The organism is Rhizobium sp. LEGMi-198b, from assembly GCF_054114205.1.
This window is the reverse complement of the sequence record NZ_JBSYVH010000001.1, coordinates 1,232,087-1,249,091: the sequence shown is the minus strand read 5'-3', so window position 1 is coordinate 1,249,091 and position 17,005 is coordinate 1,232,087. Positions and strand designations below refer to the sequence as shown.

The 17,005-nt window shown below is 59.9% G+C and carries 14 protein-coding genes; 8 read left to right on the top strand and 6 right to left on the bottom strand.

Going from position 1 to position 17,005, the window contains the following annotated elements; translation table 11 throughout:
* Positions 1-13 precede the first annotated feature (13 nt).
* Positions 14-1,258, bottom strand: a complete 1,245-nt coding sequence (locus ACXHXG_RS06100) for a hypothetical protein (RefSeq protein WP_283048590.1) — start codon at positions 1,256-1,258, stop codon at positions 14-16.
* 94 nt (positions 1,259-1,352) lie between these two features.
* Complete coding sequence (locus ACXHXG_RS06095) at positions 1,353-2,432, bottom strand: glycoside hydrolase family 5 protein (protein WP_457898732.1); 1,080 nt, start codon at positions 2,430-2,432, stop codon at positions 1,353-1,355.
* Between the two features lie 211 nt (positions 2,433-2,643).
* Between ACXHXG_RS06095 and ACXHXG_RS06090 the strand changes: the two genes are divergently transcribed.
* Together ACXHXG_RS06090 and ACXHXG_RS06085 are read left to right on the top strand one after the other, a co-directional pair.
* Positions 2,644-4,323 carry a GumC family protein gene (locus tag ACXHXG_RS06090; RefSeq protein ID WP_457898731.1) on the top strand — a complete coding sequence of 560 codons (1,680 nt, stop codon included), beginning with the start codon at positions 2,644-2,646 and terminating at the stop codon, positions 4,321-4,323.
* Positions 4,324-4,538: 215 nt separating this feature from the next.
* Entirely contained in the window at positions 4,539-6,521 is a 1,983-nt protein-coding gene (locus tag ACXHXG_RS06085; protein WP_457898730.1) for a polysaccharide biosynthesis protein, read from the top strand.
* A gap of 32 nt (positions 6,522-6,553) precedes the next feature.
* On the opposite strand, the gene ACXHXG_RS06080 is transcribed toward ACXHXG_RS06085, so the two are convergent.
* A complete protein-coding gene (locus ACXHXG_RS06080) occupies positions 6,554-7,396 on the bottom strand; it encodes a glycosyltransferase family 25 protein (protein ID WP_104821668.1) in 843 nt (280 codons plus the stop codon).
* Positions 7,397-7,685: 289 nt separating this feature from the next.
* Between ACXHXG_RS06080 and ACXHXG_RS06075 the strand changes: the two genes are divergently transcribed.
* The 6 genes from ACXHXG_RS06075 to ACXHXG_RS06050 all read left to right on the top strand — a co-directional run bounded on the left by ACXHXG_RS06075 (position 7,686) and on the right by ACXHXG_RS06050 (position 13,612).
* On the top strand, positions 7,686-8,018 hold the full coding sequence (locus ACXHXG_RS06075) for a hypothetical protein (protein ID WP_285169047.1): 333 nt from the start codon (positions 7,686-7,688) through the stop codon (positions 8,016-8,018).
* A gap of 195 nt (positions 8,019-8,213) precedes the next feature.
* Entirely contained in the window at positions 8,214-9,374 is a 1,161-nt protein-coding gene (locus tag ACXHXG_RS06070) for a Gfo/Idh/MocA family protein (protein WP_104824949.1), read from the top strand.
* A 13-nt stretch (positions 9,375-9,387) separates the two neighbouring features.
* Positions 9,388-10,272, top strand: coding sequence for a carbohydrate ABC transporter permease (locus ACXHXG_RS06065; RefSeq protein ID WP_457898729.1), 885 nt, complete (start codon positions 9,388-9,390; stop codon positions 10,270-10,272).
* Positions 10,269-11,126: a carbohydrate ABC transporter permease gene (locus ACXHXG_RS06060; RefSeq protein WP_104821670.1), complete on the top strand. Its 858-nt coding sequence runs from the start codon at positions 10,269-10,271 to the stop codon at positions 11,124-11,126. The genes ACXHXG_RS06065 and ACXHXG_RS06060 overlap by 4 nt, the downstream gene beginning before the upstream one ends.
* Positions 11,127-11,161: 35 nt before the next feature.
* Complete coding sequence (locus tag ACXHXG_RS06055; RefSeq protein WP_283048601.1) at positions 11,162-12,391, top strand: ABC transporter substrate-binding protein; 1,230 nt, start codon at positions 11,162-11,164, stop codon at positions 12,389-12,391.
* A gap of 84 nt (positions 12,392-12,475) precedes the next feature.
* Positions 12,476-13,612, top strand: coding sequence for an ABC transporter ATP-binding protein (locus ACXHXG_RS06050; protein WP_104821672.1), 1,137 nt, complete (start codon positions 12,476-12,478; stop codon positions 13,610-13,612).
* A 212-nt stretch (positions 13,613-13,824) separates the two neighbouring features.
* Here the strand turns inward: ACXHXG_RS06050 and ACXHXG_RS06045 are convergent, their stop codons facing one another.
* The 3 genes from ACXHXG_RS06045 to ACXHXG_RS06035 are packed head-to-tail and all read right to left on the bottom strand — an operon-like array spanning position 13,825 to position 16,917.
* On the bottom strand, positions 13,825-14,928 hold the full coding sequence (locus ACXHXG_RS06045; RefSeq protein ID WP_457898728.1) for a D-TA family PLP-dependent enzyme: 1,104 nt from the start codon (positions 14,926-14,928) through the stop codon (positions 13,825-13,827).
* Between the two features lies 1 nt (position 14,929).
* Positions 14,930-16,420 (bottom strand): M81 family metallopeptidase, encoded by a 1,491-nt coding sequence (locus tag ACXHXG_RS06040; protein ID WP_457898727.1) that lies wholly within the window; start codon positions 16,418-16,420, stop codon positions 14,930-14,932.
* An 11-nt stretch (positions 16,421-16,431) separates the two neighbouring features.
* The gene (locus tag ACXHXG_RS06035; protein WP_457898726.1) at positions 16,432-16,917 is read right to left on the bottom strand and encodes a hypothetical protein; all 486 of its coding nucleotides are present in this window, start codon (positions 16,915-16,917) and stop codon (positions 16,432-16,434) included.
* Between the last annotated feature and the right edge of the window lie 88 nt (positions 16,918-17,005).

Here is a 17,005-nt window from a genome sequence, read left to right as displayed (position 1 = left end):
GACATGAAGCAAGTCAGCCCGGCACTCTGCTGCCATCCACATTTGCCGGCTGTGTCCGGGCAGTGCGCGGCTTTTCAGAAACGCGCATGTAACCGATCAGCAGCCAGAGCAGGCCGGCGATTTTGATGGAAAAGATCGCCGTACCGCCGATCATCATATTCAGAAAAATGAAAAGAGAGAGTGAATGACCGCACCGTCTTTGCGCCGGGGTTGCACCGGCGGGAAAAAGGCAGACGAACAGCCAGAACATGATTAGGCCAAAAATCGTCGAACCGTAGATGAGGTAGACGTAACCGCTGTCGGCGAATTCCCCGATACGCGCAATATCCAGGCCGAGGATCGCCTGGAAATCGAGATCCAGCATCTTCTTGACCGTGACGCCGATACGGCCGGTGAAATTGTCGCCCATTTCATCCGGCTTCATGAAATGCACGAAGAAGCCGATCAGGATGATCAGCGGCATCAGGATGAGATCGAAAGCCTTCGGGATCTTCGGGAAGACGAAGTAGCCGATGATGCTGATGCAGGAGAAGATCAGCATCGTGCGCGTATCGTTGGTGAGCAGGATCAGCAGCACCGTCGAAACGAATAGCGCCTTGTCGATCCTGCCGAGCTTCGGCCAGAAGGAGAGCAGATAGATGACGATCACGCCGCAGAAATTGGCGAGCGACACCTGCTCCAGGAAGATCGACGACGACCGGTGGTCGATGAGGCCGAAGGAGAAGCGGCCCTGGAAACCGAGTGCGTTAGCGAACAGGCCGGTACTATTGAAGCTTGCCTGCTTGATGCCGCGGGTATTCTCGAAATATTCGCCGGGATGGAACAGGCTGACATAGAAGGGCGTGCTGACGATCTCGCAGACTAGAAACAGCAGCACGAAGAAACAGCCGATGCGGAAAGCCATTTTCACCGTCCGCTCGCTCGCCCAACTGCCGATGCCGGCGAAGGAGACGATGATCAGCACGTTGCGGAACTGGTCGATGAAAGGCACATGGTTCAGCACGGTGATGTAGATCGTGATGATCAGCGTGAATGTCAGAAAGAGGAAGATCGGCAGATCCTCCTCATAGATGCCCTTCTTCAAAATGAACGCGACGCTGGAAAGCATCATCATGCCTTCGCAGAGCACGACATGCGAGACGGCAAGCGGCGTGATGTTGTGGTTGATATAGGCGAGAATGCAGTTGTAGAGGACCGAAAACAGTGTGATCGCCAGGATCGGGTAATCGATGCGCTGCTTGTCCGTGAGGCTTTTCATGAAATGTCCAGGGCTGCCGCGTCCATCGGCCGGGGCAACCATAGCAGCGCCGTGATTCGCGACAAAGCGCTATCCGCCCGTTCGTCTCCGTCGATCAGCCCGCCGGCTTGACGCTGGCGCAGGCCGGCGCAATCGCCGTTTTCTTACCGACGGCAGCAACGATCACCTTCATCTGCGGCCGGTCCTTTCCGCCGCGCGGCTGCACGTTCAGCGGCTCCTGCGACGGCCACCAGTCGCCGGCGGCCCAATAGGTCCAGCCGAGCCAGACATCGTTGTTGTCGGCCATGACATCGAAAACCTGCTTCAGCCCGTCAAGACAGGGCTGGTTTCCCGCCACGCCGAATTCGCCGAGAAAGCCGCGCTTGCCGTTCTTGCGCAGCCAGGCGGTGACGTCGGTCAGCCCTTGTCTGGCCTGGTCGCTGCCATCACAGACAGGATGCGTACCGGAACTGTCGGCATCGAGATACTGATGAAACTCGAATGCATAGAAATCGAGAGGGTCCTTGACGCCAAGCATGACAGTATCGTTCGCGCCGCCGCCGATCCTGTCCGTAGCCCAGGTGAACGCGCCGCTCCAGTTCGTGCCGGGCACGAGGATGAGGTTGCGGGCGCCGACCGTACGAATGCCCTGTATCGCGGTATTGGCGGCCTCCAACCAATCGGGAGCCTTGATATCGTGCGGCTCGTTCATCAGGCCGAAGAACACGCCCTTCTGATTGGCAAACTCGACGGCGAGGCGCGCCCAGAAATCGCCGAAGGCGAGATCGGTCGCAGGCGCCTGTGTGAGTTGATCCTTGTCGTAATAGCCGAAATTGTGCGGATCCAAGACGACGGCCATGCCGTGCTCTTGGATGAGGTCGACGGCATCCCTGAGCCGTTGCAGTTCTTCGCCGTCCAACGGCTGGCCAAGCACCGGCTGCAGCCGCTCCCAACGGAACGGCAGGCGGACGACATTCATGCCCTTGTTGGCGAAATAGCGCACCGTTTCTTCCGACGGATAGGTATAGTTGGTGCCGACCACGCCGGTGCGATCGCCATATTCGGCCCCGGAAAGGTTGATGCCCCGATAGCAGAGCTGCGATGGGTCAAAGCTTGCATCGGTCTCTGCGGCCGAAGCGAGCAGAACCGCTGCGGCGAGCGCTTGGCGCAGCAGTCTCCTCACGAGTCCGGTCATTGCAAGCTCCTGTTCTTCCTCGTCGCCAGTGAGCCCGTTTCATATGAACCTCCCGGTTGAATATTGATGAAGAGATGGGCTTGGCGGGCTCTCTGCCTGCCTCCACCAAGGGACTTCCTGGGAATGTCCTTAATGTTCCGTTAGCCAAACATTTCTAAACTCCAGGCATCTGCGGCGCAGAGACTGCGCGCGGACCCCGTGAAAGTCTGACATGAACTCATTGGAACGAAGCAAGCGATCGAGCCAACTCTCGGATTGGCGCAGCACCGAGCCGTACGAAGGACGGCGCGAAGGCTTGCGTTCACGCAGCCCTGTGCTGCGGCCGAGAGACTTTGTTCATGAGGTTCAACCCGTTGCCGCCGAAAAGCCGGTCGATCCGGCGGAGCGGATAATCGCCGCCCGCGATGACGTACGTCGCGAATTCGAGCGCAAAGCGGAAGCCGCGCCGCCACCGGCCGCGGAGCCGGTCGTTGTCGCGCCCCCCCCGGTCACCGAGCCGGTGGTTGTTGTTACGCCGGAAGCGGTTTCGCCTGCGCGGATGCCCGCGGCCGATACGCCGCTTCTCGACTTGCGCTCGGCTGTGCGGTCGATCTGGGCGAAAAAGCTGCTGGTTCTTGCGCTTGCAGGCGTCGGGGCCGTGCTCGGCGCCAGCATCATCCCGCTGCTGCCGCAGAAATTCACGGCCGAAACCAGCCTCTATTTCGATCCTCGCCAAGTGGGGGGCTCCGATGGTCCGCAGGCCGCGCCCACTGCGCCGGAACTGATCCTGACGATGATCGACAGCCAGACCCAGATCCTTTCCTCCGGCAAGGTGCTGGGCCGGGTCGTCGATGCGCTGAAGCTCGATCAGGACCCCCAATTCAACGGCGGCGCGACCGGCGACGCGGCAAAATACGTGGCGACTGCAACGCTGGCGAAGGCAGTGCTGATCGCCCGCGAGGCCAGTACCTATGTCGTGTCGCTGAAGGTCACGACGCGCGATCCGCAAAAGTCGGCCAAGATCGCCAACCAGCTTGTTACCTCCTTCATGGAGGAAGAGAGCAAGGCGGCGGCGAACAGCTATCACACCAGCAGCACCGCGCTGGATGGCCGGCTTGAAGATCTGCGCCAGCAGGTGCTTGACGCCGAAAAGGCCGTCGAGGTCTACCGGGCCGATAATGATATGGTCGCCGTCGAAGGCAATCTGATTTCCGACAAGCGCCTGACTGCGCTGAACGATATGCTGGTGACCGCACAGCAAAAGACGATCGAGGCGAAGGCACGGGCCGAAGCTGCCAATAAACTGAGTTTCGAGGACGTCGTTGCCAATGGCTCCCAGGCCAACATGACGGCAACGTCCACATCGCTCAGCAGTCTGCGCCAGCAATATGCGACGCTCGCCGCCAATGTCGGCAGCCTGCAAAGCCAGCTCGGCGCCCGCCATCCACGCCTGCTTGCCGCCAAATCCTCGCTCGACAGCCTCGCAGCGGAAATTCGCCGCGAGTTGCAGCGGCAGACGACGTCGGCCCGCGCCGATTACGAGCAGGCGCAGAAGGCTGAGCAGGATATCGCCAAGGAATTGGCGGTGCAGAAGGCATCGCAGGTCAATACATCGGGCAAGCTGGTCGGACTGAACGAGTTGCAGCGCAAGGCGGCTGCTGCGCGCGAGGTTTACGAGGCGCTGCTGAAGCGTTCCGGCCAGACGAGCGACGCGCAGGACCTGTCGCAGAACAATATCCGTGTCATCTCCGAGGCCGAGCCGCCGCTGACGGCGAATGGACCGAGCCGAAAGGTGATGATGGTGGCCGGATTGATCGCCGGCGCCCTGTTCGGCATGAGCCTCGGGGCAGCCTTTGCCATCCTCGCCGGCTTATTCCGGCATCCGGTCATTCGTGGCTATCTTGGGAAGTGATCTTCGTCGCCACCTCTGCTGTAAGTGGCTCTTTCAAGATCGGGGATGCAATTGCGCGTCCCCTGTTCTAAAAGTGAATTGATGCAGAGAGTGATTGCATTTTGCTAACGAAGGCATAAAGACAATCTTGCTGTGCCGTGCAATACATGGTGGGACAATTTATGCGAGAGAAGCGGTATGCTGTTCCGTTGACCGGCGCCAGGGGAAACTGACCCATGGTACCCGCGGATAAGCTCGTCCTGCCGTTCCTGGCGCTGCCGCGCTCGACCAAACGCGCCCTGGCGCTGATTGTCGATGCCAGCCTCTGCGTGCTGACCGTCTGGTTCGCCTATTGTCTCCGCTTGGATGACTGGGTCATTCTCGAAGGCGTGGAGTGGCTGCCGGCGATCGTTTCGCTCCTCGTTGCCATCCCGATCTTCATCGTCCTTGGCCTCTATCGCGCCATCTTCCGCTATGCCGGCATGTCGGCCTTCATGACCGTCGTCAAGGCGGTGGCGATCTACGCGCTTGCCTTCATGACCATTTTTACCGCGATCAGCGTGCCTGGCGTACCCCGCACGGTCGGCATCCTGCAGCCGTTGCTGCTGTTGATCGCCATCGGCTTGTCGCGCATGTGGACGCGCTACTGGCTCGGCAATGCCTATCAGCGGCTGTTGAACCGCAATCAACTGGCCAAGGTGCTGATCTACGGCGCCGGCTCTTCCGGGCGGCAGCTCGCCGGTGCACTCGCCAACAGCGCCGAACTGAATGTCGTGGGCTACCTCGACGATGACAAGCATCTGCATGGCAGCATCATGGGCGGCCTGCCCATTTATGATCCGGCCGACCTGTCTGCCTTGAGCGTCTCGAGCGAGATCAGCGACGTGCTGCTGGCGCTGCCGAACGCGACGCGCCAGCGCCGCAACGAAATTCTCGAAAGCATGCGCAAGGCGCGCGTCACCGTGCGCACCATGCCCGATCTGACGGCTCTCGCCCAAGGGCGCGTCGCGGTCTCAGACCTGCGCGAACTTGATATCGAAGACCTGCTCGGCCGCAACGTGATCGCGCCCGATCGCACGCTGATCGAGAAAAATATCCGCAGCAAAGTGGTGATGGTCACCGGCGCCGGGGGCTCGATCGGCAGCGAACTCTGCCGTCAGATCCTGAAGAACCGCCCCTCCTGCCTGCTGCTGGTGGAGCAGAATGAATTCGGGCTCTACGCCATACACGGCGAGCTGGAGAAATCGGCGGCGACGGCTGGCTACGATGATATCCGCATCATTCCATTCCTGGCGTCCATCCGGGATGGCCGGCGGCTCAGACAGATCATGGAGGCTTGGCGGCCGAAAACCGTCTATCACGCCGCCGCCTACAAGCATGTGCCGCTCGTCGAATACAATCCCGTCGAAGGCATACGCAACAACGTGCTGGGAACGCTGACGACAGCCGAAGTGGCGCGCGACTGTGGTGTCGAGGATTTCGTCCTGATCAGCACCGACAAGGCCGTGCGTCCGACCAACATCATGGGCGCCAGCAAGCGGTTGGCGGAGATGGTGCTGCAGGCCATGGACGCGGACCGCAAGCCCGGCGCGGGGGGCACGAATTTCGCCATGGTCCGTTTCGGCAACGTGCTGGGTTCATCGGGTTCGGTCGTGCCGCTCTTCCGCCAGCAGATCCGCGATGGCGGTCCGATCACGCTGACGCATCCGGATATCACCCGCTATTTCATGACGATCCCCGAGGCATCGCAGCTCGTCATCCAGGCCGGCGCCATGTCCGGCGGCGGCGACGTCTTCCTGCTCGACATGGGCGAACCAGTGCGCATTGCCGATCTTGCCCGCCGCATGGTGGAATTGTCCGGCCTGACAGTCAGGGACCAGGATGAGCCGGAGGGCGACATCGAGCTGGAGATCACCGGCCTGAGGCCGGGCGAGAAACTCTATGAAGAGCTGCTGATCGGCGACAATCCGCAGGCGACGACCCATCCGCGCATCATGCGGGCCAAGGAAGATTTCCTGCCCTGGTCGGAGCTGTCAAAGAGGCTTGCGGCCCTTGAGGCAGCGCTGGATGAAAACGACATCCCGCAGGCAAGAACCCTGCTGCAGAAGCTGGTCTCCGGCTACGCGCCGAGTGGCGAAGTGGTGGACCTCGTTTTCCGTGAGCGCGAGGTGGATCTGACCATCGGTCAGCCGGATTTCGGCAGCGTCGCGGGGCTGTAGTTTTGGGACATTCCGGCAAAAGCCGAGCCGCCTTACCGTTCGCCGCCGCCCCCGACAATCGATTGAGGCTTGGCCTTCACGGTATAGGCCCAACGGCGGATCTGGTCGCAGAAGCGGAACCAATGCGCTGTTGCGCGCAATAGAAAATGCCGCTTCACCGCGCGGTAGTGGACGCGCTTGCCGATCGTCGTTTCGGCGCGGAATGGACTGAAATCCGCGACGTTTTCAAGGGTGGCGAAAGTTTCGACCCCTGTCGACCAGCCACGCTCGAGCGCGACATCGTAAGGAAGAAGCATCGGCTTCAGCGCGACCAGCAGCTTCTTCGCGGCTTGCCGGTTGACGATGTAGCATGCCGCCGATCCCTGCGGTCCGTGCATGCAGCGGCCGACAATGTCGCACTCGGCGGTTTCGGATATCGGCTTGAAGCCGACCAGACGATGATTGACGAGCTTCACCAGGCGTGCGCCGCAAACGCTGTCCATGGCGGCGAGCGCACGGGGTATCAATCTATGGTTGAGCTCAACATCATCCTCCATGATGATCGCCATCTTCTCGCCGCTTGCGACAAATTGCTGCAGGGCAAGCAGATGGCTGCGGTAGCAACCATATTCGCCGGCCAGCAATTTACGCCCGTTGTGATAGATGAATTGCCGCGGCTGGAAATCGACGCGGTCGCGTTCCGGAATCGTCTTACCGTCGATAGCGGGAATTCGAGTGACATTTAGCCCGTATTGGGCGGCCTGTCCGCGCAATCTTTCCCAGCGTTCGGGCGAACGGTCGAGGTTGATGACGTAAATGCGAACTTGCGAGGCCGGATTATCGGCGCTGGGTACTTCCGCACATGCGATGATCCGATTGGTCCGCTCCAGAATCACCTTTACTCCCAAAAATAGAAATCCCGACCAAGATAAACTAAAGCGACAGCCCCATTTATATATAACAGGCTTCTCACTTTTCGCAAATTCAGATTGCACGCTTATAGTGTATGCTCAAGTAAAAGCGTTTTCGCTGACGTAATTTGCTGTGAACGAATGTGCGGTTGCAGACATGCCGGTTTCCGAGGTCATTTTCATGCGTCATCTGTTGGCGCTGCATGGGCATCATTATATCTGAGACAGACGGCGTATTGTCATGCGCCTGCATGCCGGAAGGATCCTGAAATCCATGTGGAGCAGACCGAAAATCGTCATTGCCGCGTTACTTCTCGCCGGCCTCGTGCCCGTGCCTGCCTTTGCCGACAATCCGCTGCTCCCCAAGCCCTATGTCCGCCCGATCTATCCCTATAAGGACCTTCCGGGAGTGACGGAACCGAAGATGGCTGCTGACGAAAAATTCGAGTGCCGCACGACCACGGTGCGCATACGCGGATTCCACGAGGGCGTCTTCTATCACAACATGCCGCGTCTCGGTTATATCTGCGAACAAAACGGCGTCATCTCCGAAGGCACCGGCAAGCCGAACTATCAGTATTGGCAATATAACGGCCCCAACAGATAGGCTCGGCCATCCCGCAAAAGTAATCGGCAAGAGATCGATATCCGATGCGCTCCGCTCCAAAGCGGTAGCGGGTTGCTGAACGCTGATCTGAAAATGAATTTCATCATTTCGAGTATTTTCCCGAAGCGCGTTGACGAATGGGAAAATTTCGCTCAAGCTGACGAAAATAAATTACGCAGCGGGAACGTTACCAGTATGCGAGTGGGGATCATTGGACTCGGATTCCGTCTGGGATATCTGGGGTATGTTTTCAAAGCGATCGATGACAGCTTCGAGATCGCGGGCTATGTGGATCCCGAGCCGGCGGGCCTTCAGGGCCTGACCGAAAACGGCATTTCGGCCGGCAAGGCCTATGCCTCCCCGCAGGAGCTGATCGCCAGTGAAAAGCTCGACCTGCTGATGATTGGTTCGCCGAACCACATGCATCTCGATCATATTCGCCTCGGGCTTGAGGCAGGTCTCAAGATTTTCTGCGAAAAGCCGATCGTCACGAGCATTAGGGACAGTATCGAGCTTGCCCGCCTGATGGCAAAATTCGGCCATGAGCGGCTAATGGTCGGCCTCGTCCTGCGCTATTCGCCGATGTATCGCGATCTGCTCGTCGCGCAGGCCGAAGGAAAGCTCGGTCGCATCGTTTCCATCGAGGCGGCCGAGCATATCGAACCCTACCACGGCGCCTTCTTCATGCGCGACTGGCGCCGCTACGAACATTATTCCGGCAGCTTCATGTTGGAGAAATGCTGCCATGACCTCGATCTCTATAATGGCGTGGTCGGCGCACGACCGGAGAGGGTCGCCAGCTTTGGCGGGCGCAAGAGCTTCATTCCGGAAAACGACCCGGCAAGGGAAGGCATCAACGATCTCGAGCTTTTCCATCGCAAGCCGAGCGGCTGGATGGGATCGGACAAGGTTTTCGACAGCGATGGCGACATCATCGATTACCAGGTGGCGATCGTCGAATATGCCAACGGCGTCGGCATGAACTTTCACACCAATCTGAACGTCCCAGACCAGTTCCGCCGCTTCGCCATCATGGGCTCGCGCGGCATGGCGGAAGGCGATTTCATTCGCGGCTATTTCAACGTCCACGAGATGCTTACCGGCAACAAGGTGATCGAGAAGACCTATGCGACGCGGACGGTGCTTTCGCAACACTACGGCGCTGACGAGCAGATGGCGGCCGATATCATCTCGCATGTCAGATCGGGGCAGCATCTGCCGGTCTCGACATTGAATGCGCTCGAAGCGGGCATTCTTGCCTTGTCGATGGACGAGGCTCGCAGGAAGAGAGCCGTCGTCGATCTCCGCCCGATCTGGGACGAGTTCGACGAAGCGCTGCACTCGCGGGCCGCATAGAGGGAGGCGCAAGATGGGTGTTCAACGCAGCACAGTCATCTTCGCCTGGCTCCTGCTTCTTCCGGCCGTTCTCTACGTCGTCGTCATCGTCGCCTATCCGCTGGTCGACACCGTCATCCTGTCCTTCACCGACGCCTCGCTGAAGAAGCTGACAAACTGGGTCGGCTTCGAAAATTATGCGAAGATTTTCAACGAAACATTTGCCTCGGTGATCGTCCGCACCTTCATCTGGACGTTCTTTTCCGTGTCGATCAAGATGATCATCGGCACCTTCGGGGCGATGATGCTGAATTCGGCGGTTCCCGGCCGCTCGCTTTTTCGAGTGCTGACCATGCCGCCCTGGATCGTGCCGATGGCGATCGGCATCTTCATGTGGGGCTGGATGTATAACGGCCAGTTCGGCATGATTTCCGGCCTGCTGCAGCGCTTTGGTCTCGTCGATGGCCCGGTTGCCTTTTTGGCCTTTGGCAGCACGGCCTTCTGGGCGACGATTATAACGGACGTCTGGATCGGCGTGCCGATGGTGACGCTTTATATGCTGGCTGCCATGCAGTCGATTCCGCAGGATCTATATGAAGCCGCCTGGACGGATGGCGCAGGGCGGTCCTACCGCTTCCGCCGCATCACGCTGCCACTCCTGGTGCCCTCGCTGGTCACCATGTCGATGCTGTCGCTGATTTCGACGTTCAACTCCTTCGACATCATCTGGATCTTGACCCGCGGCGGCCCGAATGGTGAGACGACGACGATGATCATCGATACCTATCGTACGGCGATCGGCTCCTACAAATATGGTGATGGGGCGGCCCGTGCAGTGCTGATCTGCATCTTCCTGTCGCTCTTCTGCCTCGCTTACTTCCGCCTGACCAGCCGCTTTGCCACGGGGGACAAGCGATGAACCACCCTTCGATGATCAATCGCTACAGATGGTATGAACTTATCGGCATCTATGCCGGTATTCTGCTGTTTCTTACCTTTGTACTAGCGCCCTTTATCGAAGGGTTTCTGGTTTCGCTGAAGCCGCTCAGCCAGCTTTTCTCGTCACCCTACCGTTTCATTCCCGAAAACGGTTCGTTCGCCGCCTATCGGACGATGTGGACCAGTGTGCCGGGCTTCGGCTGGTACATCTTCAACTCGTTCCTGATTTCCGGCACGATTACCATCATCGTGCTGATCCTGGTGGTGCCGGCTGCCTATGCCTTCGCGCGTTTCGAGTTCAGGGGCTCCGGACTGCTGCTCGGCGCCTTTCTCGCCGTCAAGATGTTCTCCGGTGCGGTCCTGCTGATTCCGCTGTTCCGGCTCATGCGTTCCTTCGGCGTGCTCAACACCTATTTCGCCATGATCGTGCCGGGCGTCGCCTTCATCATCCCAACCGGGATCTGGCTGCTGCACACCTATATGAAGCGCATCCCCCGGGAGCTTGACGAGGCCGCTTATGTCGATGGCGCAAGCCAACTCTACACGCTGCGCCGCGTCATCCTGCCGATCGCGATGCCGGGCATCGTCGTGGTGGCGATTTCCTCCTTCATCGAAGCCTATGCGCAGCAGTTCATCTATGCGCTCACATTCAATTCAAAGACCGAATACATGCCGTTGCCGGTTGGGCTGTTCGCTTATTTCGGCCGGCAAGAGGTTGTCTGGAATGAACTCATGGCTGCAAGCTTCGTCGGCATCGCGCCGGCGCTGGTCGTGATCTTCTTCCTGCAGCGCTATCTCGTCAGCGGTCTGACCGCCGGCGCGGTGAAGCAATAAATCGTCCAAAATCACTAGAGAAGGGGAGCTTAAACGTGACATTCCATTTCAAAACAGGGCTGTTGGCCCTTGCTTTGCTCGGCTCCACTGCGCTTGGGGCCGTGAATGCTCAAGCCGCCGACAAGGAAATTAGCTGGATCTATTGCGGCGACAGCATCGATCCGATCCATGTGAAATATATCAAGCAGTGGGAAGACAAGAATCCCGGCTGGGCGGTCAAGCCGGAAGTCGTCGGCTGGGAGCAGTGCCAGGATAAGGCGACGACGCTCGCCGCGGCCGGCACGCCGGTCGCCATGGCCTATGTCGGCTCGCGCACCCTCAAGCAGTTTGCGGAGAATGATCTAATCGTTCCGATGCCGATGACGGACGAGGAGAAGAAGAGCTACTATCCGAATATCGTCGATACCGTCACCTCCGACGGCCAGCAGTGGGGTGTTCCGATCGCCTTCTCGACCAAGGCGCTCTATTGGAACAAGGACCTCTTCAAGCAAGCGGGTCTCGATCCGGAAAAGCCGCCGACCACCTGGGCCGAGGAAATTGCCGATGCCAAGGCGATCAAGGAGAAGACCGGTATCCCCGGCTATGGATTGTCGGCCAAGACGTTCGACAACACCATGCACCAGTTCCTGCACTGGGTTTACACCAACAACGGCAAGGTGATCGACGGCGACAAGATCGTCCTCGACAGCCCGGAAGTGCTGGCCGCCCTTCAAGCCTATAAGGATATCACGCCTTATTCCGTCGAAGGACCGACCGCTTACGAACAGAACGAAGTGCGCGCCATCTTCCTGGACGGCAAAGTCGGCATGATCCAGGCGGGCTCGGGTGCTGCCTATCGCCTGAAGGAGACGAAGATCAACTGGGGCGTCGCACCGCTGCCGCTCGGTCCTTCAGCCAAGGGCCAAGGCACGCTGCTCATCACCGACAGCCTTGCGGTCTTCAAGGGCACCGGCGTCGAGGACAAGGCAATCGAATTCGCCAAGTTCATCACCTCTCCCGGTCCGCAGGGCGAATACGAACTGCAAGGCGGCGCCGGTCTGACGCCTCTGCGTCCTTCGCCCATGGTCGATGAGTTCGAAAAGAAGGATCCTTTCTGGAAGCCGTTCATCGACGGCATCGGCTATGGTGGTCCGGAACCGCTGTTCAAGGACTATAAGGGCTTTCAGAACGTCATGATCGAGATGGTCCAGTCCGTTGTGACCGGCAAGGCCCAGCCGGCGGATGCCTTGAAGAAGGCAGCCGGGGATCTCGAGCAATATAAATAGGCTTGCAAATCGCCGGGCCGCGCGCATCGCGCGCGGCCTTTTGAGCCCCGCCCGCCTGATGGCGGCGCCGCGCGGAGACAGAGTTTGGGAAAGCTTCACCTTAACCAGGTCAGGAAATTCTACGGCCACTTCGAAGTCATCAAAGGCGTCGAGCTTGACGTTATGGATGGCGAGTTCGTCGTTTTCGTCGGCCCCTCCGGTTGCGGCAAGTCGACCCTGCTTCGGATGATCGCCGGCCTCGACGGTGTCACGAGCGGCGACATCGTCATCGATGGCGCGCGCGTCAACGACCTGCCTCCGGTCAAGCGCGGCATCGCCATGGTCTTTCAGTCCTACGCCCTTTATCCGCATATGACGGTGTTCGAGAATATCGCCTTTCCCTTGCGCGTCGAGAAGATGGCGGAAGACAAGCTCAAGGCCAGGGTAGAGCACGCCGCCCGCATATTGCATCTCGATCAACGCCTGCAGCAAAAGCCGGGCATGCTGTCGGGCGGCCAGCGCCAGCGCGTCGCCATCGGCCGGGCGATCGTCCGTGAGCCGAAAATCTTCCTGTTCGACGAGCCGCTGTCGAACCTCGACGCGGCCCTGCGCGCCGATATGCGCATCGAACTTGCCAAGCTGCACCGTCAGTTGCAGGCAACGATGATCTATGTGACCCACGACCAGGTCGAAGCCATGACCATGGCCGACCGGATCGTCGTCCTGAACGCCGGCGAGATCGCGCAGACCGGCGAGCCGCTGGAGCTTTATCATAAGCCGGCAAATAAATTCGTCGCGAGTTTCATCGGTAACCCCAAGATGAATTTCCTGCCCGTGACCTGCAAGAGCGTCACCGAGGCAGGCGTCGAGGTGGAGTACAAAGGCCAGACGGCGCTGCTGCCGGTCGCCCCGCGAGACGGCGTCGTCGGGAAGGAGCTCACGCTTGGCATCAGGCCGGAGCATGTGCAGCTTGGCGGCGGCGATATATCCCTGACAGTCATGCCGACAGTGATCGAGCGGCTGGGGGCACAGACGGTCGCCTATGCGGCGCTGGAGCGTTATAGCGGCGAGAATTTTTGCGCCACGCTGCCGGGAAGCGTCGCCATCCGCACGGATGTGCCGCTGGTCACGGGCATCCGCCTGGCCGACTGCCATCTTTTCGATGAGAACGGCCTGGCTTTCGAGCGCAAGGTGGAGCTGACGGATATCGATATGGAGCTGTTGGGCACACCTTCTTCGTGAAAGCCCTTGGGGCCGCCTCGTCCTTCGAGGCCCTGCCAAGTCCGCAAGCGCTCCCGTGTCAGTGCTCCTCAGGATGAGGCCGAGCGGCCACCACGCATCAACGCAAAGACGATATATGCAGCCGCGAGGCGCGGAAGGTGAGCCCTCATGGTGAGGTGGCGCGCAGCGCCCTCGAACCACGAGAGCGGGTGGTTGGCACAATCAGCGGCGCCCTACCAGACCAGCCCGCGCGCCGCGACATCCTCGATGCGGGTCACGATGCCGTCGCGGTGAAACACCATGCGATCGAACAGGTTAGAAACGACGCAGGTATGGTTGGGGATGATGCGGATCTTCTCGCCGATTACCGGACGAGCCCCGGCGCATTTCGAAAGATCCATCCCCCCATGCTCTTCCGAGAGATTTGTGATGACCGCTTCGGGGTAGCCGACCACGGTGCCGTAGTCCGAAAAGCCGAGGAGATCGGAGGTCAGCGCTTTGGAACCGGCGTCGATGACGGCGCGGTCTGGCGTTGGGCGCGAGACGACGGTCGCGAGGATATGCATGGCGCAATCGTCCTCGCTGCAATGGCCCGCCCGCACCATGGACCGATCGTTGTAGATATAGGTGCCCGCACGGTGCTCAGTGGCCGCCGTCACCAGATGCGCCTCGTAGAGGCTCGGCGAGCCGCCGCTGCTGACGATGGGGCATGCGATGCCATCACGCTTCAGGAGCGAGATGGTCTCGGCCAGAAAAGCCTGTATGGCGGCAGCGCTATTTGGCTTCGGATATGTCATCAGGCCGCCGAAGGTCAGGCCCGGCCTGCCGGCAATATGCCTTGCCAATGCCGCGGCCTCTTCCGGCGACTGCACGCCACAGCGCCCGCCGCCTGTATCGCACTCCACCAGCACGGTGAGCGGTTTGCGCGTCGCGAAATGGGCTGACAGGCCGTCGACCGTAACCGTGCTGTCGGCGACGACTTTCAACCCGGAAATGCGATCGTTGAGGTCAGAGAGGCGAGCGCGCTTTTCCGGACCGAGGATGTTGAAGGTGATGAGGATATCTTCGAAGCCGGCATGGGCGAACACCTCGGCCTCGGTGATCTTCTGGCAGTTGATCCCCTTGGCGCCTGCCGCCACCTGGGCGCTCGCCAGCGCAGGGATCTTGTGCGTCTTGATATGCGGCCGGAAGTTCAGCCCATGCGCATCCATATAGGATTGCACGCGGGCGATATTCGCCATCATGCGGTCTTCGTCGATGATCGGGCGCGGCGTCGAAAGATCGTCAATGCGGTCGCCTGGCTTGGGGCTGATGTCCGAGACGATGTCCTGCGCCATATCAGGCAGCTCCCTCTTGTGACCCATGCGGGTCGGCAACCATCGGCCATATATCCTTGGGCGCGCGGCGATAGGGCGTGCGCGCCGGATTGTTCGGATAGGGCGTTCCGGCCGAACAGTAAAGGATTTCCGACGCGATCTTGGAGAAGGATGCGAAGAAGTGGTTGGTCGACTTGATCACCAGAATCTTCTTCTGCGTAGGGTCGATGCCCATCACCGAGAAAAGGCTCGGATCGAAGCTTTGGGCGCGCGTCGAATTGAGGATGATGTCGATGCCTTCGAATTCGATATGCGCCGCATCGCCGAAGGGCGCCAGGCTTTCGCCGAAGCGCATTTCGGCATTGGCGACCAGACGCACGACCTTGACGACGCCGTCGATCGGATTGCCGGTGCCGGGCGCAGATTTCGCTCCGAAGCGCAGCGGAATTTCCGCACCTTCGCCGGCCGCCATGCAAATCTGCACCGCCATCGGGTCCCAGATCGTGCCGATCGCCGTGTCGCGGGCGCCGCGGGTCAGCAATTCTTCGAGGATGACGGTCGCATCGCCCGCCGTGCCGCCGCCGGGATTGTCCCAGACATCGGCGATGACGACCGGACCCGAGCGTGCGGCCCCCGAACTGGCAGCCATGGCCTCGGTCACGGCCTGCTTTTCGTCGATCTGCGGCATCATGAAGGTGCCGCGCTTGGAAAAGAGTTCCAAGCCGAGGTCCCGGGCGAGGGCGGAACCCTTATCCGGCTTATTATCGGTGACGACCAGCAGTTTCGTACCCATTTCCGGCACGTCGCCGGCCATGAAACCGTGGATCACGGAGATGGACAGGATATCCGCATCGCTTTTCTCGAGCGCCATGATCTTGTCGACGAAGGAGCGCATCGGCTCGCGCGAGGTCGGAAAGACGTCGATCATGCGGCAATCGAAGGCCGACATGACCGGCTTTACCCGGCCCTCCAGCGTATCGACGGCGATGCGCCAGAGATCTTCGGCGCGATCGACGAAGTCCGTATGCGGGAATTCCTTGAAGTAGACGAAGAAATTTGCCGCTGCGAGACGCTTTTTCGTCAGATGGCTGTGTGGATCAAGTTCAGCACCGACGAGAATGTCCGGCCCGACGATCTGACGGACCCGCGACAGGAAATCGCCCTCGGGATCCTCGTAGCCGGCGGCAACCATCGCGCCATGCAGGCCGAGCACGACGGCGTCGACCGGCATGGCGGCGCGAAGCTGGTCGAGGATTTCGTCACGCAGGCCCTCATAGGCCGTGCGGTTCACCAGGCCGGCCGGGTCTGCCCAGGCGGCCGTGCCCTCGATCAGCTCCCAGCCCCTTTCCGCGGCCACTCGCCGGCCGACCGTGATCGGCGCCGAACAAAGCGTCGGCGTCTCCGGATGTTCGCCCGGCGGCGCATAGAGGGAAGCCTCGAAGGCGCGCCGATCGACGCAGATCGGAGAAAATGTGTTCGTCTCGGTCGCGAGCACCGCGGTAAAAATGCGCAACGCCGTCGCCTCTATTCCATTGGGTTCGGCAGATAACCGGTAAAGCCGGAAATCTTCCAGCGGCCATTATCCAGACGGCAATAATAAAGCGTCTGCCATTTCAGCACATCGACGTCGCCATCGGCTTTCTTCAGGCTGCCGTCGAATTTCTTGCGCACCAGCGCCATATCGCCTTCGATCTCGATGTCTTCCAGCGTAGTCGTCGTAAAGATTGCGGTGCGCGGGTCTTCCGCAAAGGATTGGCTGGCGAAATCGCGTGCTTGCCGCAACCATTCGTCGCGGTAGGCCGCAAGCGTCGGGAAGGTGAGGCGCCACTTGTCCGGGCTAACTTCGCGGCGGCCGTCGATGCCGATGAAGCCGTCTTCGACGAAATCATCTGCCACCTGCGACCAGTCGGCTGCGAGAAAAGCGTCGATATCGCGCGGCACCAGCATCTCCCAGATTGCGTGCCGGGCAGCGTCGTCGGCAGGGAAGGGATTTTTAAAGGGATCGCGCATTGTACCCGCCAATATTGAAATTCTTTTCATAAATTGCGATTTTCACTGGTCAAATTCTGCTTTCTATGGTCATTTGTCAACGTGTCAC